We start from the raw sequence: 25,533 nt of genomic DNA on the forward strand, positions 1-25,533 counted from the left end.
ATCCCCTATATTTGCGACTTTAGTCACGGCGGTTTGAATGTTCACTTATACGCTCACATCCAAACCTTGCTCCGAGGCCGCAAATATAGGGGATAGGTTCTCTTCGGTGGCTGTCTTTGGCTGTTTTTAGTTGAATCTCTCTTCCGGCTCTTATCTTCTTCACTGTTTTTTCGGCTGGATTTTGTTAAATCAAATGGTAATAGTTAGAAATTTGCCAAATTAACTGCTTCAGCCATAGTCAGAACTCTGAAAGATACCGCATTCCTATTTGTGGCCTCGGAGCAAAGGTTGGATGTGAGCGTAGGAGCGAACATCCAACCTGCTGCGACTAAAGTCACAAATAGGAATGCGGTATCTTTCAGAGTTCGTCTGTCATTATTTTTAAATTCCCGTTTTCTATAGTAACCCGGTACAGTGTAATTTTATCCTGTTGCTGCTGTTTGGCACGAAGGTAGTCTATTGGCGTTTCGCAGATTTGTCCGGAATATTTTTCTTTGTTTTGTTCTGCGAGAAGGTTTATTTCCTGTCCTGCTGCTCCGGCAGGAATATTTTTTATTTTGTATAGTTCTTTCGGGTTTTCGGGGCATAGTGCCAGAAGGACATTCGGAGATTTCTGCCACTCATTATCCCATTCTTTTAGCAGACGAGTGCATTCTGTTTTATTTGCTGCTATTCCCGAACCTAAGAAAATTGTATAAATATGATTCCACTCGGTTTTTCCGGGGACTATTTCCAAGTATTTTTCTTCTAATTGCTGTAGATTCCGGGCTTCTATTTTTGTGATCTGGCAGGGAATTTCGTCGCTTTGCCCCTCCATTTCGCTTAAATTTGCCCGAGCTATCCAAAACTGATAAGCATTTTCTTCATCAGCGGGATAATCAACGTACATGGATAAGATATAGTTTTTTTCTTCTACATCTGTAAGGCGCTGGCAGCCAGTTAAGGAAAAAAGAATTGGGAAAAAGATTAAAAGAGTTATTCCTGCAAAATACTTTACCTGCTTATTGTTCTTATATTTTGCAATATTTTTTCTTTCTTCTTTATCTTTTTCTGTTTTTTCTTGATAATTGAAATCTTTCTGTCTTTTAAAAAGCCAAACTACAAGTGGCAATATTAAGGACAGCGGGAAATCCACAAATGCCTTATATTTGAGATAAAACGTCCACAAAAGAGTGTGTTTTTCCACAACGCAAGTCAAGAGCACTAAGCAGACAAAAGTAATTCCTAAAAAATTTTTCAAACATCCTCTAGAGCGTGTTTGAAAAATACTCCATCCATAATAGAGATAACCGCTTAAAACCGCCATCATGCACAGTATCCAAAATATAATCGGCAGGATATCAAATCGTTCTAAGAACCCGCCCGGCATTCGGATTAGCTGCATCATTTTGATGACTGGCCATTCTGACTGGCTTGTGAGAGTTGGGCCAAGTGTTCGCACGGAAAGGAAACAAAATAAAACATTACAGAGAATTGCACCTGCGACGGCTGTTATTATGTCCCGTATTGCTTTATCATCTTTACCTTCTCTATTATTTTTACCTTCTTTATTATTTTTGTCCTCTACTTTTCTATTTTTTGTTTCGGTTCCTCTTTCTTCGGCAGCAGGCCTCAAAAACAAGAGAAATTCTATTGGACTGCTGCACAGTAACATCAAATATCCGTTTCCCATGCTTCGGAAAATATTATCTGAAAGAATTCCTTGCCAGAGTTCTCCTGCATTCCCTATCTGCATTGCTTTTTCAATTCCGATAAATGATAAAATCACAGCAATAAAATACGTCGTGATAATCCACTGAAAAATGATTTCTAAAAATCTGGCTCTTTTTTGTAATGTTGTATACAAGCTGTAGCAAAGCAAAATCGCAGCAGGAAAAATAATAAATAAAAAGCTGCTTTCTGGCATATAAACAGTCTGAATTGTCTTACCAAAGAAATAAAAAAGTGCTACTGCATTTATGAAAAAACGAATCATGTATACAAATTTTATTGGCTGTGGTAAAACTTCCGGAAAATTTATAGATTTAAGCCTTGTTTGCATTTTTGAAACATTAATATTTGCATCCCTTGCCAGACCTGTCTTACCTATTTTTCTGTTTTCAAAATTTTCTTCACTTATTTTCCCAGAAAAAATAATAAAAAAGGCAATCGTTCCCGTCAAAAACACCCCATAAAAAATCAGGCTCCAAAAGCCATTCTGTTCTTTATAGCAGGCAAATGCCGGTATAGATAATGCTCCCGCTCCAAATGTTTCTATAAAGATCATTCTGCGTAACTGCCTTGCAGAAATCTTATTTTCATACATTTTATACATCCTCCTCTTTGACCGTCCCCCATTTTATTTTCATTCTATTTTCGTTTTCTTTTCTTCATCCTTTTATGAATCATTACATCTTCTGCCTGTAAATTTGGGGATAGCGTATCTATCTTTTTCGAATTCTCCGGCCCTCTCTCGTAAATACTGGTCTTTTTTTCATATAAGCAAATGGATAGCGAACATAATGATCCTTTTTATCATCATAATTTAAGTTTTCCCCACAAACAGAAGGCAGCATATATGGAACACCGAAGGATTCTATCTGAGATAAATGCAATAATAATGCGGCAAAAGTGAGAAGATAGCCGTAAATTCCCCATATTGCTGCAGTAACAATAAAAAGAAACTTTAACAAACGAAATACGGCGCCAAAGGATTCATTTGGCACGATAAATGATGCAATAGCTGTAAAAGATACAACGATAACAACGATTGTACTGACAATTCCCGCTTCCACTGCTGCCTGGCCTACGATGAGGCCGCCGACAATACCGATTGTTCCTCCGAGCTGTCCGGGCAAATGAATTCCTGCTTCTTTTAATAATTCAAACTGAAATTCCATAAGCAAAACTTCTAAAGCAACTGGAATGACGATGCCAGTTCGTGCTGTTGCAATGGATAACAAAAAGGAGGTTGGGAGCATTTCTGTATGAAATGCTGCTATGGCAACATACAATCCCGGAAATCCTATCGCAAACAATGAAGCTGCAAAGCGAAGCAAACGGGCAAATGATGCCACTTCAAATCGGGTATAGTAATCGTCACCTGCCTGAAAAAACATTTGATAAGTGACGGGCAAAATTAACACGCCCGGAGAGTTATCCACAACAAGAACGATTCTCCCCTCCAGTAATCCACTTGCCGCCTTATCCGGCCGTTCTGTATGTTGAAATTGTGGAAATGGTGTCCATACATTCTCTTCTAAAAGCTGCTCTACCATTCCTCCATCTAAAATACCATCAAAGCTGAGTGCATTTACTTTTTGTCTTACCTTTTCAAGAAGTTCCGGCTGAACAAGATCATCCATGTATACAATTGCCAAATCTGTTTTGGAGCGCTCCCCAACCATCGTATGCTCCATTTTCAGGCGAGAATCACGGATTCGGCGGCGAATCAATGCTGTATTCATTCGCATATTTTCTGTAAAACTGTCTTTCGGACCGCGGATAACCATTTCCTGCTGGGTTTCCCCTACCCCTCTTGATGGGTATTTCTTTGTAGATAAAATAATTGCTTTCGGGCAGCTTTCCAGCAAAAGCAGGGTATTTCCTGATAAAATATCTGTTAAAATATCTTCAAAACTTTCATCCTCTTTCCAGTCCACTGTTTCCATCACATGATTTTCTACATAAGAGAGAAAATCATGCCCTGTTTTTTCACATTTATTTTTAAGGAGCGGACGGATCACGAAGTCTTCCACCATATCTGCATCCGTCATTCCATCGACATAGATGACTGCTGCTTTTTTAGGCTTTATTTTTTTATTGTTCTGCGTAGTTTTCACTATTCTTTTCGAAACTGTTTTTCTACCTATATCACTGTCTGTATTCGCATCTGTTTGCTCTTCCATAATACTGTTTGTGTCACTGTCTGTATTTGCATCTGTTTGCTCTTCCATAATACTTTGTATATCAGCGGTGTCTCCTACATAAAATACATTCTTTACAATATCCCCGCTTCGGTCTAATGCTTTCTCCAAAAATGCGTAATCTTTATCAAAATTCTGGGTAAGATTTCCTTTTATTTTCTGGTCTCTGTTATACTTTATTCGCACTTTTCCCCTCCAGCTCTTTTTAATAGGCCACTAAAAATATGCCACTAAAATCTCTTATTTATTATTCTTAAACTTTTGCCTGCGGGCTTATCAACTTTTAATATTTTACTGGAATCTCAAATTGTTATACCCGCATAACATTAAGAATATTTCTCCCTATATTTTCCGCAAAAATACTCTGTTAGTATTGAGAAATTTTTTCTTTTTTATACAGGTGTTTCTTTCTTGATTTTTTGCAAAAATGCGTTATAATAATTGTATACAAGATACAGAGGAGGTACAATTTTTATGACTCAGCCCTTACATTTGAAAGCATATGCCAAGGTGAATCTGGGACTGGACGTACTTAGAAGGCGGGAAGACGGTTACCACGAAGTCAGAATGATTATGCAGACAGTGAAGCTTTTTGACTACATTACTTTACAGAAGAATACATGCGGACAGATTCGTCTTTCTTCGAATCTGCCTTACCTCCCCCTCAATGAGAAGAACCTTGTCTATCGGGCCATTGACACGATACGTACTGCATATAATATTTCAGACGGTGTTGATGCAGCAATTGAAAAGCACATCCCTGTTGCTGCAGGAATGGCCGGCGGAAGTACCGATGCTGCCGCTGCTCTGGTAGGCATGAATCAGCTATTTTCTCTTGGAATAACACAGGACGAGCTTATTAAACATGGGCTTACCCTTGGCGCAGACATTCCATTTTGCATTATGAGAGGAACCGCACTTTCTGAAGGAATCGGTGAGATATTAACTCCTCTTCCTTCTATTCCGCCATGCTGGTTTTTAATTGTAAAACCATCTTTCTCTATGTCTACAAAGTTTGTATATGAGCACCTGCATCTCGATGAACAGACAGCCCATCCAGACATAGACGGAATGATTCAGGCCATCAGCCACGGTGACCTTACAGGTATCACCGACCGTATGGGTAATGTATTAGAACAGGTTACAGAAAAGCATTATCCAGCTATCGTACAGATAAAAAAAGATATGAGAAGATTAGGAGCTGTCAATGCGCTTATGAGCGGAAGTGGCTCCACCGTATTTGGTATATTTACCTCAAGAGAAGCCGCCGGAAAGGCAGCTGAATTTTTCCATAATGACCCGGGAATCCGGCAGACCGCCGTTGTCCGCCCATTTAGTAAAAATCTCCCACGGTCGAAATCGCAGAAAAATCATAATCATTTTTCGAAAAAAAACAGTTCGCTGACACAGGGGGATAAATATACAGCGAAAAAGGGAAGGAGAAACAACTAATGAAAGACACTAACTTTAATGTAAATGAATATCTGCCACTTCGTGACGTTGTATTTAACACACTTCGCCAGGCAATTATTACTGGTGAATTCGCACCGGGAGAACGTCTCATGGAAATTTCTCTTGCCAACCGCCTCGGTGTAAGCCGTACTCCTGTAAGAGAAGCTATTCGTAAGTTAGAACTGGAAGGCCTGGTTATCATGATTCCACGAAAAGGTGCTCAAGTAGCCAGAATCACAGAAAAAAATCTTCGTGATGTCATCGAAATCCGTACTGTTCTTGAAGAATTCGCTGCTGTTCTTGCCTGCGAACGAATTGATCAGTCTGGGCTTCATGATTTACGTCAGGCTCATGAGGACTTCATCCGTTCCGTAGAGAATGGGGATATTCTCGATATCGTAGATAAAGATGAGACTTTCCATGATACCATTTTCCGCGCAACAAACAATGACCGCCTTATTTCTATTATCAATAATCTGCGCGAACAGTTCTATCGTTACCGCATGGAATATGTGAAAGATATTCGCCAGCGCTCTAATCTTGTGGAGGAACATCGGGAATTGCTTGATGCCATTTCCAGCAGAGATTCTATAAAGGCAAAGGAACTGATGAAAACACATCTGCTTAATCAGCAGCAGGAAGTAATTAATAACATTCAGGAAGCATAGGAAGGGCGGACGAAAGTCAGGCATCCCTATTATGCAAAATTTACAAAATACAAAACCAGTCACAAGAAGCATCTCTTTCCTTCAAGAGAAAATCTGCTCTTTGTGGCTGGTTTTCATTTTAAATGCCTTTTATTATTTTGTTTTTTTATTATTGCCTATCAGATCTCCCCTTTTCAGATGAAGAAATACCTGATTACATTTTAAATGTTTTCCTTCCTGTCCTTTTTTCCGTGTACGGATAAGGACACGAATTAAAAGCATGATAAGAAGAATAATTCCCATAACGGATGCCGTGATTGTCGGGTCAATCTGGAACGCTTCTGCTGTAACATGGATATGCTGCGGTTCTCCGGTTCCGATACAATGGCCACGCACAAGCAGACGATGTGTATTAATACCATACGGTGTACAGGTCATCAGGGTACAGTAATCCTTTTTATCTTCAATCTGCAGGCTATCCGTTTCATCTGGAAGAACGATAGAAATATCATCAACCTCGTAAGTAATCTCTCGATTCAAAATTGTAATAGTAAATGTATCTCCTACTTCCATTTTATCGAGGTCTGTAAAAAGCTTTGCGCTCGGCAGACCACGGTGGGCAGAAATAACACTGTGCGTACTGTCTCCGCCAACCGGAAAACTGGTTCCTTTCAAATGTCCGGCCGCAATCTGTAAAATACCCTCATCTGTTCCATGATAAATCGGAAGCTCTACACCAAGCTTCTTGATTGTGATATAACCCATAATACCTGTACCACTAATATCAAGTATTTTCTCATAACCTTTAATTTCATCCGGGTTATAAAATGCAGATGGATTTTTCGCAAGCTTCTTATTGTACTTCTCCGCCGCTTCAAAATACTTCGTATAATCCTCCGGCTTCATTTCCGACACCTTTTCATCGTATGCCGCAATCGCCTTTGACTGATGCCTCTGATTAATATAATTGCTCACGGTCGGATATAACATCACGGACAGCCCCACGAGGAAAATCAATATTAAAATGATAGTGGTAATATTCGAACTCAACTTCTTTTTTTTCAATGTTTTCTTTGATTTTTTCTCTGACTTCTTTCCAGACTTCATAGTTCTCTCCCTGATGTCATTTCCTTTTGTATATTTATGCTCTCACAAAATCTTGTTTGTGTAACTGTGCAGGCATATATTTACCTTTAAGATTGGGACAGGAGCTAAAAGCCCCTGCCCCTGAAAATCTCATAATATCAAATTGTTGTTATAAACATTCAGAACGGATTAGTTCTCAGCACGTCTCTTTGTGATAAGAAGAACTGCTGCTCCAACCATTAAGATAGCACCAACAACGTAGAAGATTGTTGTACCGATACCACCGGTGGATGGGAGAGTGGAACCTTTCTTGTTGACTACGTTTGTAACTAATTCACTCTTGTCATCATTAGGTGCAAATGTAATCTTTCCATCTTCCTGATTACCAGTCAAACTAGTAAGCACACCTGTACGATTTGTACCATCCCATGTAATTGTTGTATTAAAAAATATGCGTCGCTTACGGTTCTGTCGTGCTAACCGCCGACGTTCAAGACGTATCTCTTTAATCGAGGGGATGTTTACTTCCTCTTTACTCGTCCGCTCCATTCAGCATCTGCTCCTTTTCTGCGGCTTTCTGTTCTTCTTCCATTGAAACGTTCGCTGCTTTAATAGATGTGAGATAATCATCGGCTGCGGCCTGGGCAGTAGAAAATATATCGTTCAACTGAAGGGCAGCCTCTGCAATAAAGCCTGCCTCTGAAATCTGAATCGTACGATTGCATTCTTCTTCTGCAAAGATTCCTCATTAGATTTTAACGCATATATAATTTCTATTAATTCAGGACGACTCATCCTTCTTAATTCTTTCTCTGCCATAACTAAACCTTTCCCCGGCTTTTAATTCTTAATTATGCTCTCAATCTTATTAATGTCTGCAACGTCATACATGATCCATCTAATATCCCCATAATATAGATGTTGTATATACGTCTTAATGCCGTGTCTTATTTATGTTTCTTATTTTACAATCCTCGTTTTTTCTTATCAATAAGTTGAAAAGAATTATCCTTTTTTTTACAATATTTTTATCATTTTCTTGCTTATACTACATAAAACGCAATTATTTAATGTAAATGCGTACTTTTTCTATATATTTTTAAGCACAAAAAAGACGGAATCAGAAATTACTCTGACCCCGGCATTTTTGTTCATTACTTTTATGTATTTATCCTCTTCCAGCAAGAAGTCTCCCATCTTTACGGCAGGTGGAGGATGTCACTCCCCTATGAGACTTTCCATTTCTTTTAACAGGAACAATTTCTGCCCTGTTTCTAATGGTTCTGTGAGATTTTCATTATATTGCTTCATTTTTTCTATTGTCGTTCCGTAATGTTTTGCGATATTCCAGAGAGTGTCTCCGCTTTTTACGATATAGCCTGTAATAGACGGAATCCTCGAAATTTCTTCCTCACTGTACGGAATTTCCTCTACTTCATCAATCATATACATTGTCTGTGGTGAGAAACCGGTTACATAGATTCCGGCAACCGCCCTGATTTCTAATTCGTTGCTGTCCACAACATAACCACCAATCTGTTCCAGCACACCGCGAATCTCACAGCGGTCTGTCTCGGCTACTTCTGGTATTTCTACTAAATATTCAAATGGAATAACGATTTCTTTGGACTGAATCGGCGCGGTATCATCTCCTGCTATATAAAGAACTTTGCAGAAAATGAGTCCCTCCGTTGCGATGCCCTGTTTAGTAAGCTGAAAGTCTTCGATTCGTACATTTCCTTCTACATTAAGAACCTGTAAAAGTTTATGAATCTCTCCTGCTGCCTCCACCCGCTGACTTACCTTTGTTTTCGCGTTATTCTGGAAAATGAGATTTTCAAATGTAATCGGACTGGTTTTTAATTTTAATTTTCGGTCATTTGCATACATATCTTTAAGCAAAGGCATTTTAAATTCCCGATAAGCTTTCAGGTCAAGTTCTAATACCGCCTCTATTTCCACATCTCTTGGCTCGCCGTCAATATCCGGCTTAATCACTGCCTGATGGTTTCCGAGCATTACCGCTATATTCCCAATAAGATTCTCCTGACTGTCCGCACAGTCTAATTCGTTGGTAAATGGAATCTCCCAATCGTAGTATTGCAGTGATTCGCTACCCTCTTCTGCCTGATAAAGAATGAACAGGAAAAGACTTCCCCGGATAGATAATTTATTTTCCATCATACGGATATCTACATCCCGAAGCTGCATTGAATTCCAGAGAATCTCTTTGATATTCGGCTTACCTGCTGGCAGGCTGACACTTGCCTTAATCCTCTGAATATCTTTTTTATTCATGATAATTTCCGTCATGGACGGAGACTCATATAAGCATTGGACATTTTCCTTTTTCTCGATTCCAGTCGTACACTCCACAAACTTCATTTCGGAAATGGCTATGTGAAAATATATAACAGAACGCACACCACATTTTCTGGAATTGATAATGGAAATCGTGAGATCTTCAAGGTCGGCCGTCACCTTTGCGATATCGCTGCTTTCTGCACTCTCCACATTCATAAATTCTTCTATGGAAAACTCATGCTCCATGCAGGAAATCTGCTGCTCTTTATCCGTACTCAGATACAAAATCTGCACGAGGAAATTCCCCCGCAGGCGCATACGGTCTGTCAGCACTTCTATCTCATCAATATGTACCTCGCCTCGGCTCTCTATAATCTTTTCCACATCCGGCCGGGTATCCGGCACATTCATATCCTCATCAAGCGTAATCTGCACATTTTTTTCTAACTTTAAAATACCTGAACGAACCGCTTTCTTTTCAACCTTCATAAATAAACCTCCACCCAATAAAACTTGCTATATTTTATGCGGACACACTCTACCCGTCTTTTCGGCTTCGTTATCAGTATATGTTGCTTCTGGCTGGTTTATGATTTTTTCAGGACTCAATCCGGCACAAAAGTTCTGTCCGCCCACAACGCACAACTAAAAAGGGATACGTCAGCGTTTCCACTACTTCTTCCCCCGCTGCCGGACCTATTAACTGCGTTTCTAAGTAAAGCTGCTCCTTATCTTTCCAGCATTGCTCCACCCTGACACTGTAACCACTATAGGATTTCTCCCCATAACAGACCACCAAATATGTATATTTCGAATTCTTATATGCAAATGTTCCCGGTTTCTTTTTTCTCTCTTCAATAATCTTCTGCAGTCGCTCCGGCATATTCTTCCCACTGCATATCTCATACTTTACCGCCTGCCCCTGCTCTTTCTTTCCCAGTTTGCCGAAATGAAAACTATTTATGTTTAAGACGGTGCAACCGTTGAGGCAAAGGCAGAATATAAACACCCATAGTGGAAAAAGGACTATGGATGTTCCTTGCTTTTTTGTACTTTGAGACATATTCTGATACTCCTGAAAGGTGCTTACTTTAATATATGCAAACAAAAGGAAAATAGTAATTTGTGGTTGGGTGAATAAACAGACGAGCCAGTGAACCTCTTCTCGAGCAAGCAGAAGCTCTCGCATCTCGTCCCCAAATCCCCTCCCCTGTTTAATTCGTCTGTAGTTTGTCTAATGAATTAAATAGTAATAAACCTTTTTTTATGTTATAATTATCGCAATAAAGAGATAAAAACATTTTCGAAAGGAGGGGGATTAACCCATGCATATTTCTATTCCAAAACATGCCTCTGATATTATCAAGACACTTTCTGCTCATGGTTACGAAGCATACGTTGTTGGTGGCTGTGTAAGGGATTCTATTCTTGGAAAAGAGCCTGCGGATTGGGATATTACTACTTCTGCGCTGCCGGAGCAGGTTAAAGCATTATTTCCAAGAACAATTGATACAGGACTGAAACACGGTACAGTTACGATTATGATGGATAAAGTCGGATATGAGGTGACAACTTACCGAATTGATGGAACTTATGAAGACCACCGCCGTCCGAATGAAGTGACTTTTACCTCTGATCTTAAGGAAGATCTGATGCGTCGTGATTTTACGATTAATGCGATGGCTTATAATGAAGAGCAGGGGCTTGTTGATTTATTTGGAGGAATTCAGGATTTAACTGATCGAATCATCCGCTGTGTTGGTAATCCTGCAGAGCGATTTGATGAGGATGCGCTTCGAATGCTTCGTGCAGTTCGTTTTGCAGGACAGTTAAATTTTAAGATTGAAGAAAATACTAAGGCGGCGATTGAGGCCCAGCATACATTTCTTAAGGATGTAAGTGCGGAACGTATTCAGACAGAATTGATGAAGCTTTTGGTTTCCGGCCATCCTGAAATGATTCGCGCTGCTTATGAGACTGGCCTTACAAGTGTTTTTCTTCCAGAGTTTGATCGTATGATGGAAACTCCACAGAATAACCCGCATCATATTTATTCTGTAGGTGACCATACAGTTCACGCTGTTGAAACGATTGCCCCGAATCCGGTTCTTCGTCTCACAATGCTGCTTCATGATATTGCCAAGCCAGAGACTCGCACAACGGATGAGAATGGTATTGATCATTTTTATAATCACAATGCCGTCGGTGCTGACCTTGCAAAGGCTGCCCTCAAACGGCTTAAGTTTGACAATCAGACTACGCACATGGTCACAACATTGATTGCAAACCATGATATTCGTTTTAATGACCCTTTAGGTACAGGACGTAAGCATGTAAGGAAGATTATTCACAGAGTCGGTGTCGATCTTTTTCCTTATCTTCTTGATGTGATGGAAGCTGATATTTCCGCACAGAGTGATTTTATGCGCCTTAAAAAGCTTACTGCCCTTAAAGAGACAAGGGAAGCTTACAGAGAGATTCTTACTGCAAATGACTGTCTTACTTTAAAGGATCTTAAAATTAATGGAAATCAGTTAAAAGCATTAGGTATTTCTGAGGGGAAAATGATTGGTGCAATTCTTAATGCATTGCTCGCACAGGTGCTTAATAATCCTGAATTAAATGAATATGAGAAACTTGAAGAACTTGCCTTGAAAATTTATCAGGAAGTTCAGTAATTTTACACATAACATCCCTCTTTTACACATAGGATAGACCATGTTTATTCCGTAATCCGTTGTCTGTCTTATATGTACTCTGAGAATCTTTCTGCGCTTGATTTTGTGAGAAGTTTTTTAGAGTACATTAGTTTGGAGGGATTTTTTTGAGCGAAAAATACAAAGAATTATTAGAGCAGTACGATGTAAAAGTTCTGTCTACTTTTCGAAGCCGCGGAACTTTCCAGTGCGAGACAGAGCAGGGGCTTGCCTTATTAAAAGAATATCACGGTTCCCTCCAGAAACTTGCTCTGGAATATGAGTGGAAAGAAAAGCTTGCTAATGCTGGTTTTCTTACTACAGACCGTTATTTTCTGACAAAGGAAGAGAGTCTTGTTACCTATGACCGTTACCGCACTCCATTTGTCCTGAAACATTATTTTAAAGGTAGAGAATGTGACTGCCGGAACCTGTCTGATGTGGCTGCTTCCTGCCGAAATCTTGCTTTTTTACATAAGGTATCTTCTTCTATTGAGGAAATTCCTTTTGAAAATCTGAAAACAGAAACCACAAGTCATCTTTTTGAGCGAAAAAACCGTGAACTCCGTTCTATCCGAAAATTTATCGGGAAAGTTCGCGGGAAAAATGACTTCGAACTTCTTTACATGGATTGTTTTGATTCATTTTATAAGGAAGCTTCCCATGCCCTTGCACACCTTCTTAAAGCAGAAGCTGATCTCGCTGATACGGACTGCGGCATGTGCCACGGCGCATATCATTACCATAACGTATTAATCTTACCGGATTATTCTGTTGCTACAGTCAATTTTGAATCTTTGTGTTATCAGCCTTACCTTTTGGATCTCTATCTTTTTCTTCGAAAAACTTTAGAAAAAAATCATTACGACTATGCTTTTTTTGAGACAGGGATTTCCGGTTATTCTATTTACCGGCATCTCACAGAAAAAGATTTTCTTTTCTTATATTTACTTTTTTTATATCCTGAAAAGTTCTGGAAAATATCCAATCAATACTATAATCATCGAAAAAGCTGGATTCCTCCAAGAACACTGGAAAAACTGCAAAAAGTTCTGGCACAGAATGAAGAACGACATTCTTTTTTGAAGCAATTTGCAGACTTTTTGAGAACACTTAATATAAATCTTCTGTAAAATAAAAGAAAAGACTCCTATCCCTAAAAGCTATAGTTGCCTGTTCACCTGTAAATATGCTAAAATGTTTTAAGCATATTTTTCTGGGAGAGTGAGTGATTCGATGGGCTATATGGCTTTATACCGGAAGTGGCGTCCGAGTGATTTTGATGAAGTAAAAGGGCAGGATGCCATTGTCCAGACATTGAGAAATCAGATTATTTACAACCGAATAGGGCATGCCTATCTTTTCTGCGGCACCCGGGGTACTGGTAAGACTTCCATTGCGAAGCTTTTTGCAAAGGCAGTAAACTGTGAACACCCGGTTAATGGGAACCCTTGTAATGCCTGTCCTTCCTGTCAGGCAATTAATAACCAGAGTTCTCTTGACGTTTTAGAAATTGATGCGGCTTCCAATAACGGTGTGGAGAATATTCGTGATATTCGGGAACAGGTACAATATTCCCCAGTTGAGGGACGTTATAAGGTATATATTATTGATGAGGTTCATATGCTTTCTTCCGGAGCATTTAATGCTCTTTTGAAAACGCTTGAAGAACCTCCTTCTTATGTTATCTTTATTTTGGCTACAACAGAAAAACACAAAATTCCTGTTACGATCCTTTCCCGTTGTCAAAAATATGATTTTAAACGAATTTCCGTTGATACGATTACGAACCATCTTGTATCCTTAATGGAGAAAGAGAAGGTGGATGCAGATGAAAAGGCTCTTCGTTATATCGCCCGTGCAGCGGACGGTTCCATGCGAGATGCCTTAAGTCTTCTTGACCAGTGCATCGCTTTTTATCTTGGGCAGACGCTTACTTATGACAATGTTCTCGAAGTACTTGGTACTGCAGACACTTCTGTTTTCAGCGCACTACTTCGTAATATTTTAAATCATGACTCTATCGCCGCTCTTGATATCATTGACAGCATGATCACAGAGGGCCGGGAGCTTTCTCAGTTCCTTTCCGATTTTCTCTGGTATCTGAGAAATCTTCTTATCTTAAAAGATCAGGAGGGTGCTGAAGAAAGTCTTGATATGTCAAAAGAAACGATTGCCGCTCTAAAGGAAGAGTGTTCTATGGTAGATACTATTGCACTTTTACGCTATATCCGGCTGCTTTCCGAACTTTCTAATCAGATTCGGACTGCCACACAGAAGCGTGTTCTCCTGGAGGTTGGCTTCATTAAGCTCTGCCGCCCCGAAATGGAATCCGATACGGAAAGTCTTTCGGAGCGTATCCGGCAGTTAGAAGACAAAATTGCACAAGGCATCCCAATGATTCCTGCAAATGGACTGGGGAATACCGGGATGATAACCAACAATGGTACTTTTGCCTATGATCCATATACCGGTCAGCCTCTTGGCACTTCCGGCGCAGCAGGCGCAGGAACAGCAGGTATGGTTAATGGAACTGGAAACAGTGCCGTATCTGGTGCATTTCCGCAGGGAACAGAAGGACAGATTTCACCGGAAGAAGCATTAGAAAAGCGTTTTTCCCCAGCAGAAGCTGATGACTTGAAAGAAATTGCAAGTCACTGGAACGATATTGTAAATCAAACATCCATGCCGATGCAGCAGTTTCTTCGCGCCGCCAGAGTTGCGGTAGCTGACAGCAGTACTATTTTGCAGCTTGTCTTTACAAATAATGACCTGGCAAAAGAATACTTTGAGCGAGAACATCACAAAAATCTGGATCTTTTATCTGAACTTGTTGCAGAACAGACAGGTAAGGTCGTAACTTTTGAATGTACATCCAGTACACATCAACCAACGGAACAATCTAACTATATTGATTTAAGCAAGATTCACCAGACGGTTATTTTTGAGTAATTAATTATTGGCAAAATATTATTTCTGGTGTATAAACACATTAAAGCGTGTTAATGTGCTCCCGGAATCTTTTTGTGCTTGATCTTGTGAGAAGATTTTTTTCAGCTATGTCCAAATTTTTAAGGCATATGCAGTGCGTACGCCTCAAAAATTTGGGCGCAACTGGCGAAAAATCAGCCGCAAAGGCAAGTGCAAGAAAGACTCCAAGAGTACGTAATTATTAAAATGGAGGATTTTATTATGGCAAAAAGAGGTGGATTCCCAGGTGGTATGCCTGGTAACATGAATAACTTAATGAAACAGGCTCAGAAGATGCAGAAGCAGATGGCTGAGACCACAAAGGCATTAGAGGAGAAATCCTACGAGGCAAGCGCAGGCGGCGGTGTTGTTTCTGTTACTGTTTCCGGTAAAAAAGAAGTTACTGCTATCAAAATCGCTGAAGAAGTAGTTGATCCTGATGATATCGAAATGTTAGAAGATCTTATCATGGCTGCTACTAACGAAGCATTCCGCGCTATGGAAGCAGACTCCCAGGCTCAGATGTCCAAGTTAACTGGCGGCCTCGGCGGAGGATTTGGATTTTAATGAACTATTATAGTACGCAGATTACTAACCTTATTGAGGAACTCAGACGTCTTCCTGGTATCGGCAGTAAGTCAGCACAGCGTCTCGCTTTTCACATCATAAATATGCCTGAAGAGCATGTACATCATCTTGCACAGACACTTGTTACCGCAAGAGAAAAGATTCGCTACTGCAAATACTGCTGTACCCTGACAGATTCAGAAGTATGCCCTATATGTGCCAGCACCAAAAGAGATCACAGTACGATCATGGTCGTGGAGCATACACAGGACTTAGCTGCTTATGAAAAAACAGGTCAGTATCATGGTGTTTATCATGTTCTTCAGGGAACGCTTGCTCCAAGTCTTGGAAAAGGCCCGGACGATATCCGTTTTAAAGAATTAGAAGAACGCCTGAATAACCCGGAAGTAAAAGAGTTGATCCTCGCCACAAATTCCAGCCTTGACGGAGAAGCTACCGCAATGTACATCACCAAAAAAGTAAAACCGCGCGGCATAAAGGTAACTCGTATCGCCAGCGGTGTTCCTATTGGTGGTGAATTAGAATACATTGACGAAGTAACACTCTCACGAGCTTTAGATGGACGAGTGGAACTTTAAAACAGATTATTTTAACTACAGATTATTATAGGAATTGCAGATACTTGATTCCATTTGTAAAATTTAATTATCAAATTCTTGATATTAATTTGGGAGCATTACGTTTTATGTATTTTATAACTGGATTATCATAATGGAATCCTGCTCTGCGAGAAGGGAGATTACGATGAAGAGAATTGGTATGCTGACCAGCGGTGGAGATTGTCAAAGTTTAAATGCTACCATGCGTGGTGTTGTAAAGGGTCTTAATGTTCTTGAGGGAACAGTTGAAATCTACGGCTTCATCGACGGATATAAAGGATTAATTTACGGCAACTACAAACGACTGACTTCGAAAGACTTCTCAGGCATTCTGACAACCGGCGGAACCATCCTTGGTACATCCAGACAACCATTTAAATTAATGAGAACACCTGACGAAAATGGTCTTGATAAGGTAGAAGCAATGAAATCAACTTATCGCTATCTTGATTTAGACTGTCTTGTTGTTCTCGGAGGTAACGGAAGCCAGAAAACTGCCAACCTTTTAAGAGAAGAGGGTCTTAATATTGTCTCCCTTCCAAAAACAATTGATAATGACCTCTGGGGAACAGATATGACATTTGGTTTCCAAAGTGCAGTAGATATTGCTACTCAGACAATCGACTGTATTCACACAACAGCCGCTTCCCATAACCGCGTATTTATCGTAGAATTAATGGGACATAAAGTAGGATGGGTTACTCTTCATGCAGGAATCGCCGGCGGCGCTGACATCATCCTCATCCCAGAAATCCCTTATGACTTAAAACACGTTATTTCGGCAATTCAACGCCGCAATGAACAGGGCAAGCACTTTACAATCCTTGCTGTTGCAGAAGGGGCAATCTCAAAAGAAGATGCAAAATTGACAAAGAAACAGTACAAGGCAAAACTGGCTAAACGTAAACATTCTACAGTTGGTTATGAACTCGCTTCACAAATTGAAAAAGCCACTGGTTTAGAAGTTCGTGTCACAATTCCAGGACACACACAGCGAGGCGGAAGCCCGGTTCCTTTTGACCGCGTAATTTCCAGCCGTCTCGGTGTTGCTGCAGCTGAGCTTATCGCCAAAGAAGATTACGGCAAAATGCTTATCATGAAAGGTTATGATGTCGCTACTCTTCCTCTGGAAAAAACAGCTGGAAAATTAAAATATGTTTCTCCTGATGACCAGATTGTACTTCAGGCGAAGCATTTGGGAATCTCTTTCGGAGATTAGGGAGCTAGAGCGCGTTTGAAAAATACTTTCTGTAAGATGTGCGTTACAATATAACAGACGCCCAAGAAGAGAACCGATACCCTATATTTGTGACTTTAGTCGCGGCGGTTTAAATGTTCGCTTATACGCTCACATTTAAACCTTGCTCCGAGGTCACAAATATAGGGTATCGGTTCTCTTCTTGGGCTGTCTTTGGCTGGATTTTAATTGAATTAAATAACAAATCTACTTATCATTGTGATTAGAAACCCTCCTACAAGTCCTCCAATATGCGCTGCATTATCTATGCCTGTAGAAAAGAATCCATACGATAATGCTGAAGCAACCATGAAAATCATTCCCGTCAAACCAATCTCCTCTACACGATGTCTTTTTTTCTGAATTATATCAGAAATAATACAATATAAAAGACCTCCCATAACACCAAATATTGCTCCCGATGCTCCTGCACTTACAGTATTCGGATTATTTCCGAGCGTAAATATAATAGATGTTCCTGCGCCAATCAGGCCTGCTCCAATATATATGAGTAAATATGATAGTTTTCCTGTGATTCTCTCTAAGCGGCATCCAATGACTAATAAAATCAACATATTTTGTAAAAGATGATCTGCTCCAAAATGAAGAAACATTGAGGTAAATAGTCGATAGTACTGATGCTTTTCCACAACATCCATCCAATCTATCGCTCCATGTGCCGCCATAAATTCTGCATCTGTAGTATTACCCAAAAAACTCAAGATCATAAATACCACTACATTAGCAAGCACAAGTATTGTATTGACTGGCGTTAGCATACGTCGAAGTTCTGTTCTTTCTTCAGTTATTTTCTGCTGCAAAAATTTCTGTGAAAAAGGTTCTAAAGAACTTTCTAGTCCACAATATTGGGACTTTTGATATTCATAAATATACAGTTGTCCTGCTTTTATATCAAAAAACCATATATCCGGATATTTTTCCGCTTCTTTTCTTTCTTCAAAATCTGGTTCTCCCTTATTAAGTATTAATAGCAAGTGTTCCACTTTTTTCTGATACTTTAGCATAATCTGGCGTTCTATATCGAGCATTTCTTCTTCTCTTTGTTTCAATCCAATTCGCGGCTGCCCTGGAAGAAGTGGCGGAACAACTTCAAGTAATGAGAGCTTATCGCCTGTATCTTTCCCCCACAAAATCTTTGAATCATACTTTATTTTCTGAAACCCCTGATGGAATAAAAATTCCTGTAATGCTTCTACAAATTCCATAAAAACTTCTCTTTTACCTTTCTTTATCTTATGTTCTCCATTATAGCGAGGCTGCCTGGATTGTCAAATATCCTGTATCAGAAATTCATATTCTTTTTTTGCAAAACGTATGACTGCACCATCTTCTAATTGTTCCTGATTTCCTCTTTTTATCTTTTTCCCATTAAGCCATGTACCATTTGTCGAACCCATATCTCGAAGAATATATCCCTGTCCGTCTCCCTCATAAATATCTTCTAAAATAACTGCGTGTTCTCTGCTTACTGTTTTATCCTGTATATGAAGATGATTTACACCCTCTGCACTTCCGATATAAAAAGGACAATTTTTTATTACATAGATAATTCCTAATTCCATATCCCGTAACATCGGATGACATATTTTACCATCTTCTTTTTCTGATTCGTTACCATAATTTAAAATGGTTGTTCCTTCTGTTCCTGATTCCCAATCTCCTTCTGCTTCCCAATCAACTTCTGTTTTTATCATTTGCGGTCTGTTCTGTAATTCTTTTTCCTGAATAAACTTATCGGATATTGAGCTTCCCTGCTCGCCTCTTTTTCGGTGTCTCACTTTATTTTGCTTGTTTATGTTGTCTTTTATACTATTCATACTATTGCTTTTATTTTTTTGTTTTATTTTTCGTACTGTCTGTGCACTCCATATGAATCCACACGCAAACACTATAATTAATAGCATTCCGCCTACGGAATATTGAAATAACTGTCTTGTAAAACCGCTTCTCATTCCGTAGAATACAAAGATTCCTTCCAATATTACTGCCAGAAATGTGCATATTACAGAAATTATTTTTAAACCATTGTACACAATGAGATAGTTATTTTCATTACTTTGACTTTTACTTCTATTATTTAAGTCTTTATTTTTCTGGTTTCTATTACTTTGATTTTTATTTTTTTCATCTCTATTTCTCTCATTTCTCTGAACTTCCCGTCTGCTATTTCTTCTGCCATTTTTTATTCCTATCTGAAAATCTCCTGTTTTTTGTTTCCTGTTATTTGGACTTTCTATTTTTTGTTTTTCCAGTTCTAATTCTTCCTTAAAAAACTCCTCATAGGAAATACTTTCATTATTACTCCTTCTATCCTGTTTTATTTTACTGCTGTCTCTCACTTTTGCACTTGTTTTATCGACTTCCTCTATATCATAATATTCTTTTTGTCTTTTTGTTTGGATATATGTCTCTAATAATTCCTTTGAAAAACCCAGTTTCCTTACTTTATTATAAAATCGATACATAAATTGAACTGCATCTGTATCTTCATAATCAATCTGTGGGAGCATCCATGCAAATAAAGCTTCCATTCTCTTTTGTAAATCCTCGTTTTTATTTTGGAGTTCTCTATCTTGCAGATTCGATTTTATCTCTGACTCTAAAGAAGTCTGCGGAAAATAGATCCATTGAATCTCTCCCTTACTATCTTCATAAATATATTCCGGACGAAGCTCTATACAATTCAGATCAAGCATATAGTCTTCTATTTCCTGAATCATGTTTCTCATATTCTGCAAAATTTTTTCACATTCCTTTTGAGAAAAAGCTCGTTCTTTTCCTTGCCGTTTTAATGGCCGTTTACCAGTAATATCAAACAAAAGGCTTTTCTCTTCATCTTTTTCTCTAAGCTGTGCCGATACTAGCGTTTTTAACTCGTTCCTTTTCAGAACTTCATATTCCACAGACAAATAATAATCCCATGATTCATTTTCCGCATACACGACTGACTCATCATATGCAGGTGTCCTATATTCAATCTGCTTTAGCAAATATGTATGTGTACCCTCTTTTATAACCTCCACAATCTATCCTCCCCACAACAGCAACACAATCCTATTATCAGATTACCGCGAATTCCCGCTTAATTTCCTAAGAAGTTCTTCCTCATTAGTTATATCGGCTTTTTCTTCACATTTAAAAATCCATCCTTTTATCCCTGTATATTTTCGCCCTCCCAAAAGAGGATTTCCAAGTCGTACTGATGCCTGAACGAGAACTTTATCTCCTGAGATAGAAACTTTATAGGAATCTAACGAAGCAATATTTAATCTGGTTGCAATTCTTTTTTGCAGCCTCAACCTTGTTTTGCTTATGAGCTGTCCCCTTCTATTCTTCTGAAGAAAGTTCTTATTCCTCAGAAGAAGCTGCTGCGATTTATATGTTCCATCTGCCAACTTCCCGTCTGTTTTCCATACATCTGCCGCTTCATCCGCCAAACGCATTGTTTCACTCTTAACTACTGACATATCAATCAAAAACAGTCCAAAAAAGAATTCTGCGACTACGATAATTAAAATAATCGGTACAACCACGGAAGCTTCTACCGTCATCATTCCTTTATTTCCCATATACAATCTACCTCCCAGAAGCACAGCGGGAACATGGGCGCAGTCTACCCACATCTTTTAATCTTACCGCTTTTATCGTTCTTTTTAATCCGCTACATCCTAAAGTCGAATGGTAACAATCACCATATGCAGTCACAAATATTGCGGATAAAGAAGACCCTTTATGAATACACTTTTCACATGCTGCATATTTTGAGGAATGAACTATGTCCTGTATTGCTGCATTCCCCGTAATCTTTAGGCAAATGTGCGAGCAAGATGCATTTTTATGGTATACCACTCCATTTTCTGCAACATAAACAATACTATTATCTCCAGCCGCATCATAATCTCTTCGATGTTTTACATAGCCGGAAAATACTCTTCTTTTTACAGCAGTATCCTTCTGAAATCGAATAGGACGAAAAAAAGGAACTGATAATTTCAATGTATAAATAGCTTTAACCTGTACCTCTTCTTCAGATGAAAAAGCAGATTGTACTGAAATTCCTTTCCTGCCTCCCTCTACTAAACTGTCACAAAGAGACTTTGCATCATAAATATCAAAAAATACACTGCTCGCATTTCTTATACTTTGTCTGCCATTTGTTCTGTCACTTTTATGGATTCCATTATCCTCCTTCACCTGATTTGACTTCTGATCATCTTCCTCTGGTACTAAAGAAAACATTTGCTGCTTTGCACATATCTTTGCAGTCTGTGATACCGCATAATGTACTTCCGTCTCTACTAAGATCATCTGTGCTAATCCTATAAAGCAAGCCACGGCACATAAAAATATCGGAAATACCAATGACGCTTCCACAGTTACAGATGCCCGACAAGAACCAAAGCAGGATGCTCTTTTTCTCTTATGAAAGATCCATCTTATAACCCGTGCCTGGAGAGACAATTTTTTTCCTGAATCTTTTTCCGAACATTGAACATTACACATTTCCTGAAAGGGGTCAGGTCTTAGGTATTTTAAAGAGAGCACCCTGCTTCACCTCCTCCCGCAGAGCGTATTTTAAACACACTCTATCGACATTCTTTCTCTATCTTTATTAAAAATATCAATAACTACATTGTTTCACAAAGTTTAGTTTCACACCTCCGGCCGCAAGACTTCCTTTCCAGCTATAAGAAAACAGACAATTCTCCATCAAAAATCCTGGCTCTTTAGAAGCTATATTCTCCTGCATAATATCCATCATGCGATAACACACTGTTCGAGAATTTCCTTTTGTTAGAAGAAACAGCTTCAAATAATCTTTATAAGATATATTTTTCTTTCCTTTTTTTACAATCTGCTTATTTCTTAACTGCTCTGCCATTGTTTTTAACGTAAGATTCCACGTTGTCTTATCTTTTATCAACGGAACTTCGCCACCAGAAAATAATGTGTGTAATTCCAGAAGGGATTCTCCGTAACTTATTGCCATTCTTATAAGTACCTGTACTGCTTTCATTGTCTGCGGCATTCCCATAACCCCAGTTATAGCCGATGCCATCGTATTTATCTGCATTTTCATCTGAGTATCTTTTCCTGTAAATATATAATTATTTATAAAGCGTAATAGCAGAATATAATTTGCTACTCTTTTTAGATTATCTATATCTGAATTCTTTCCGCTAATAAGATATTCCACCTCATACAGAAGTGCATTGTCCTTTTTATCACTACTTCCATAAAAAGAAAAACAGTCTTCTATATAAGAAATAATATATCTGTCCTTTGTCCACAATGTACCTCTTCCATCCATAGAAATATCCACAGAAAGTAATGACTTTATCCCCTTTAAGCTTGAAAAGGATAGTTCATCCATCTTATCCAGCAACCTTTGCTCATTATCAAAAGAACTGCTTTTCACTCTTTTTGACGGAAGATTCGTTCCTGGAATACTCTGTCTTGAAAGATTCTCCGGATGCTCAGCGGCATAAAATAATATACCTGTTCTCATCAAAAGCTGTAATGTTTCCTTAATCTCCTTCCAGTTACTACGTTCCTTTAATGTTTCCTCACTCACAGGTTCTATTTCGTCTGATGCTGCTTTTTCGTCTGATTTCATATCCTCCACATTATCTGTATTTTTATCTACATCTCCTTTTAAGTCTGATTCCGTATCCTTTTTATTTGCTTCTTCTTTTGTTTCTTGATTCACTTCTTCATCCTGTTCCTTTTTTATATCCGTTTCTGCGCTATCTACTTCTTCCTGGCATTCCTTTCTTTCTCCGTCATTTTTCTTTGTATTTCTTATAATATCTTCCAATACTTTTGCTATTTCCTTTTCCTCACGATATTTCATCCACTCCCGGATCTCGTGTTTCAGATACAACCCATCTTCATCCACTGCCGTCTTCTCTCCTGTAACTTCTAAAGAATCGCAATATATATCAAAAAACGAATTACCAGAAAAATATTGATTGATAAATTCTTTTCCATCAGTCACGATGTAATCTTTTTGTCGCGGATCAAGAAAAAACAAATGATAATTTTTAAAAAGTTCTCTATCATAGTTGGCCATAATACTTTCTCCTGCACCTTTTACTGCATCTTCCCCAAGACTACTGGCACTGTAACTGATTACGCCCTCTACAATAAAAAGGAAACTCATCATCAACACCAAAAACAGAAGCGACAAAAAGATTGTAATCTGTCCTCTTTCATCAAAATATTTATCGTATTGAACCTGCATTTTTCTGTATTGTGGAGAAAATGGATGCCACCACACCTTTAATATTCGTCTGGAAAATAATCACTAATCCAATAAGGACTACGATAATTAAGATAACCTCAACAACCCCCATTCCATCCTGTGATAACAAAATAGATTGTAACCGATTCTTTTTATATACTATATTGTTCTGATGCATCTGCTCCTTTTTTCTTTTTATAAATGCCATATCAATTCCCTCCTTTTATTCAGCAAAGTACACCCATATCCTAGATTATGTTTGAAAAATGCTTTCTGCAAAATCTTCTATAAATCAAGTTATGCAGATTACAGGAATGATTTTTCAAACACACTCTAATAACATCTTCTAAAATCAAAATCCCTGAAAGCGAGTCAGTGCCGGGTACATCACCAATAACATTACCTGACACAATAATAAAATCATTGGAAAAAGTAATCTTGTTGAAGCCTCCTCTCCCTCTTTTTTTGCTCTGTCTATCCGCTTATGAAACGCCTCTCTTTCTTCTGCTTCCATTAACATTGCTGCTTCCTTGCTGCCTTTCGTAAAGCTCTGAATCAAGATAAGCGAAAGCTTCTGATAACTGTCTGTCCTAAACTGCATTCCCCAGTCCTGACATGCCTCTCTCTGGCTTACACCATTACTCATCTGCTGTTCCATCCGCATCATTTTTTCAAAAGCATATTTTTTAGAATCATCCAATTCTCTCTGCTTTTGATAGTTCTGGCTAATTCTTTTCACCGCAGAAAAAAAGGATAGTCCCGCTCCCATATATAGAGTAAGAAGATGAACAATAACCGGGAAGTCCCGCTCTGCCTGCTCCTGGCACTTTTTCCCTTCTTCTTGCAATTTTAAATAATTATGTAGCGGGATAAAAATACATACAGTGACAAATAAAATCAATATGCCTGATATTCCTCCTTGATTTTCCTGTCTTTTTGTAATTTCAATATCTTTATAGACAGACGGTATTTTAATATCACGACTATATCTATTCTCCTGCTCCTCCTTCTTTAAATATTGCTGTATCTTATAAAACACATTTGTTTGAGATATATTTTTCTTCGGAACAATCCCGATCTCATACTTTTTACTTTTCCGATATTCCCCGTACCGTGCTGTTACCACAATATATGTTTTATATGTTTCTCCTCGCTTTAGCTTTGCTTGTTCTTCTTCATTTATCGAACCGTCCAGACGAATATATCCATCTTCTGCAAGTTCGTATGTAATCTCAAAAGGATATCCGTCTACTGTATCCGGCAGGTTCAGCGGGGTCTGCATCTGCTTCAATGACGTATTATTTTTCATCATTATCTTTTTTAACTTTTTAAAGAACTGTATATACACTTTCGACTCTTCTTCTGCCGATAATTTCTGTTCATCAAGTTTATAAGTTATCTCCTTTTTCTTGTCATCCTTTTTTAAAGATAACTGCACTTCTTTTGATCCTTGACCAAATAAATTTCGACTCAGTAAAATATCATCTTGCAAAAAGGCTGCTCTTATAATCAAAAAAGCCAAAAAAACTGCTCCTACTATGATTTCTATTAATATAATCTTCTTCTGCTTTTTTAAAAACTGCTCCTTCCTTTGTCTGATCTGTTCTTCTGATTCCGTATACTGGCTCTTTAAATCGCTGATTATCCGGCTCTCTATCTTTTGTTTCCATGAAACAAAAATGTTATTCAAAAGTTATACACCTCCTGTTTAAAACCGAATATTCATAATTTTCTCCGACCAGAAAAAACAAAAAACAGTAATCCCAATCATACCTGACATAACG

The 25,533-nt window shown here is 38.6% G+C and carries 23 protein-coding genes; 8 read left to right on the top strand and 15 right to left on the bottom strand.

Annotated features, from left to right (window positions below):
• Nucleotides 1–19 precede the first annotated feature (19 nt).
• The 3 genes from EUBHAL_RS15845 to EUBHAL_RS03895 form a co-directional block, all read right to left on the bottom strand.
• Complete coding sequence (locus EUBHAL_RS15845) at nucleotides 20–163, bottom strand: hypothetical protein (RefSeq protein WP_005345105.1); 144 nt, start codon at nucleotides 161–163, stop codon at nucleotides 20–22.
• A 195-nt stretch (nucleotides 164–358) separates the two neighbouring features.
• Complete coding sequence (locus tag EUBHAL_RS03890) at nucleotides 359–2,161, bottom strand: GerAB/ArcD/ProY family transporter (protein WP_167534385.1); 1,803 nt, start codon at nucleotides 2,159–2,161, stop codon at nucleotides 359–361.
• A 262-nt stretch (nucleotides 2,162–2,423) separates the two neighbouring features.
• On the bottom strand, nucleotides 2,424–4,091 hold the full coding sequence (locus EUBHAL_RS03895) for a spore germination protein (RefSeq protein WP_005345107.1): 1,668 nt from the start codon (nucleotides 4,089–4,091) through the stop codon (nucleotides 2,424–2,426).
• 288 nt (nucleotides 4,092–4,379) lie between these two features.
• Between EUBHAL_RS03895 and ispE the strand changes: the two genes are divergently transcribed.
• Complete coding sequence (ispE, locus tag EUBHAL_RS03900) at nucleotides 4,380–5,357, top strand: 4-(cytidine 5'-diphospho)-2-C-methyl-D-erythritol kinase (RefSeq protein WP_005345108.1); 978 nt, start codon at nucleotides 4,380–4,382, stop codon at nucleotides 5,355–5,357.
• On the top strand, nucleotides 5,357–6,025 hold the full coding sequence (locus tag EUBHAL_RS03905) for a GntR family transcriptional regulator (RefSeq protein ID WP_005345110.1): 669 nt from the start codon (nucleotides 5,357–5,359) through the stop codon (nucleotides 6,023–6,025). The genes ispE and EUBHAL_RS03905 overlap by 1 nt, the downstream gene beginning before the upstream one ends.
• A gap of 132 nt (nucleotides 6,026–6,157) precedes the next feature.
• Here EUBHAL_RS03905 and EUBHAL_RS03910 read toward each other — a convergent pair whose 3' ends face one another.
• The 5 genes from EUBHAL_RS03910 to EUBHAL_RS15850 form a co-directional block, all read right to left on the bottom strand.
• The gene (locus EUBHAL_RS03910; protein WP_005345111.1) at nucleotides 6,158–7,111 is read right to left on the bottom strand and encodes a class C sortase; all 954 of its coding nucleotides are present in this window, start codon (nucleotides 7,109–7,111) and stop codon (nucleotides 6,158–6,160) included.
• Between the two features lie 168 nt (nucleotides 7,112–7,279).
• Entirely contained in the window at nucleotides 7,280–7,639 is a 360-nt protein-coding gene (locus EUBHAL_RS03915; RefSeq protein WP_005345112.1) for an LPXTG cell wall anchor domain-containing protein, read from the bottom strand.
• Complete coding sequence (locus tag EUBHAL_RS16325) at nucleotides 7,623–7,757, bottom strand: hypothetical protein (RefSeq protein WP_005345113.1); 135 nt, start codon at nucleotides 7,755–7,757, stop codon at nucleotides 7,623–7,625. The genes EUBHAL_RS03915 and EUBHAL_RS16325 overlap by 17 nt, the downstream gene beginning before the upstream one ends.
• 551 nt (nucleotides 7,758–8,308) lie before the next feature.
• Entirely contained in the window at nucleotides 8,309–9,883 is a 1,575-nt protein-coding gene (locus EUBHAL_RS03920; RefSeq protein WP_005345115.1) for a DUF3794 and LysM peptidoglycan-binding domain-containing protein, read from the bottom strand.
• A gap of 109 nt (nucleotides 9,884–9,992) precedes the next feature.
• On the bottom strand, nucleotides 9,993–10,277 hold the full coding sequence (locus EUBHAL_RS15850) for a protease complex subunit PrcB family protein (protein ID WP_167534386.1): 285 nt from the start codon (nucleotides 10,275–10,277) through the stop codon (nucleotides 9,993–9,995).
• Between the two features lie 442 nt (nucleotides 10,278–10,719).
• On the opposite strand from EUBHAL_RS15850, the gene EUBHAL_RS03930 reads away from it, so the two are divergent.
• From EUBHAL_RS03930 to EUBHAL_RS03955, 6 genes are all read left to right on the top strand, one after another.
• Nucleotides 10,720–12,072: a CCA tRNA nucleotidyltransferase gene (locus tag EUBHAL_RS03930; RefSeq protein ID WP_005345119.1), complete on the top strand. Its 1,353-nt coding sequence runs from the start codon at nucleotides 10,720–10,722 to the stop codon at nucleotides 12,070–12,072.
• A gap of 146 nt (nucleotides 12,073–12,218) precedes the next feature.
• The gene (locus EUBHAL_RS03935; protein WP_005345120.1) at nucleotides 12,219–13,223 is read left to right on the top strand and encodes a protein kinase family protein; all 1,005 of its coding nucleotides are present in this window, start codon (nucleotides 12,219–12,221) and stop codon (nucleotides 13,221–13,223) included.
• Nucleotides 13,224–13,326: 103 nt separating this feature from the next.
• Entirely contained in the window at nucleotides 13,327–15,042 is a 1,716-nt protein-coding gene (gene dnaX, locus EUBHAL_RS03940; RefSeq protein ID WP_005345121.1) for a DNA polymerase III subunit gamma/tau, read from the top strand.
• Nucleotides 15,043–15,282: 240 nt separating this feature from the next.
• Nucleotides 15,283–15,627, top strand: a complete 345-nt coding sequence (locus EUBHAL_RS03945; protein ID WP_022169572.1) for a YbaB/EbfC family nucleoid-associated protein — start codon at nucleotides 15,283–15,285, stop codon at nucleotides 15,625–15,627.
• A complete protein-coding gene (gene recR, locus EUBHAL_RS03950) occupies nucleotides 15,627–16,226 on the top strand; it encodes a recombination mediator RecR (protein WP_005345124.1) in 600 nt (199 codons plus the stop codon). Before EUBHAL_RS03945 ends, recR begins: the two co-directional genes overlap by 1 nt.
• 166 nt (nucleotides 16,227–16,392) lie before the next feature.
• The gene (locus EUBHAL_RS03955) at nucleotides 16,393–17,466 is read left to right on the top strand and encodes a 6-phosphofructokinase (protein ID WP_005345125.1); all 1,074 of its coding nucleotides are present in this window, start codon (nucleotides 16,393–16,395) and stop codon (nucleotides 17,464–17,466) included.
• Nucleotides 17,467–17,678: 212 nt separating this feature from the next.
• Here EUBHAL_RS03955 and EUBHAL_RS14675 read toward each other — a convergent pair whose 3' ends face one another.
• The 7 genes from EUBHAL_RS14675 to EUBHAL_RS03990 all read right to left on the bottom strand — a co-directional run bounded on the left by EUBHAL_RS14675 (nucleotide 17,679) and on the right by EUBHAL_RS03990 (nucleotide 25,439).
• On the bottom strand, nucleotides 17,679–18,710 hold the full coding sequence (locus EUBHAL_RS14675; protein WP_005345132.1) for a rhomboid family intramembrane serine protease: 1,032 nt from the start codon (nucleotides 18,708–18,710) through the stop codon (nucleotides 17,679–17,681).
• A gap of 63 nt (nucleotides 18,711–18,773) precedes the next feature.
• Nucleotides 18,774–20,528, bottom strand: a complete 1,755-nt coding sequence (locus tag EUBHAL_RS03965) for a DUF6382 domain-containing protein (protein ID WP_005345133.1) — start codon at nucleotides 20,526–20,528, stop codon at nucleotides 18,774–18,776.
• Nucleotides 20,529–20,570: 42 nt separating this feature from the next.
• The gene (locus EUBHAL_RS03970; protein ID WP_005345135.1) at nucleotides 20,571–21,074 is read right to left on the bottom strand and encodes a hypothetical protein; all 504 of its coding nucleotides are present in this window, start codon (nucleotides 21,072–21,074) and stop codon (nucleotides 20,571–20,573) included.
• Between the two features lie 7 nt (nucleotides 21,075–21,081).
• The gene (locus EUBHAL_RS03975; protein ID WP_135960890.1) at nucleotides 21,082–21,840 is read right to left on the bottom strand and encodes a hypothetical protein; all 759 of its coding nucleotides are present in this window, start codon (nucleotides 21,838–21,840) and stop codon (nucleotides 21,082–21,084) included.
• 286 nt (nucleotides 21,841–22,126) lie between these two features.
• Complete coding sequence (locus tag EUBHAL_RS03980; protein WP_005345139.1) at nucleotides 22,127–23,749, bottom strand: DUF5702 domain-containing protein; 1,623 nt, start codon at nucleotides 23,747–23,749, stop codon at nucleotides 22,127–22,129.
• Nucleotides 23,730–23,957, bottom strand: a complete 228-nt coding sequence (locus tag EUBHAL_RS17175; RefSeq protein ID WP_005345141.1) for a Flp1 family type IVb pilin — start codon at nucleotides 23,955–23,957, stop codon at nucleotides 23,730–23,732. Before EUBHAL_RS17175 ends, EUBHAL_RS03980 begins: the two co-directional genes overlap by 20 nt.
• 144 nt (nucleotides 23,958–24,101) lie before the next feature.
• Complete coding sequence (locus EUBHAL_RS03990) at nucleotides 24,102–25,439, bottom strand: hypothetical protein (protein ID WP_005345143.1); 1,338 nt, start codon at nucleotides 25,437–25,439, stop codon at nucleotides 24,102–24,104.
• Between the last annotated feature and the right edge of the window lie 94 nt (nucleotides 25,440–25,533).

Source organism: Anaerobutyricum hallii DSM 3353 (genome assembly GCF_000173975.1).
Taxonomy (GTDB): Bacteria; Bacillota; Clostridia; order Lachnospirales; family Lachnospiraceae; genus Anaerobutyricum; species Anaerobutyricum hallii.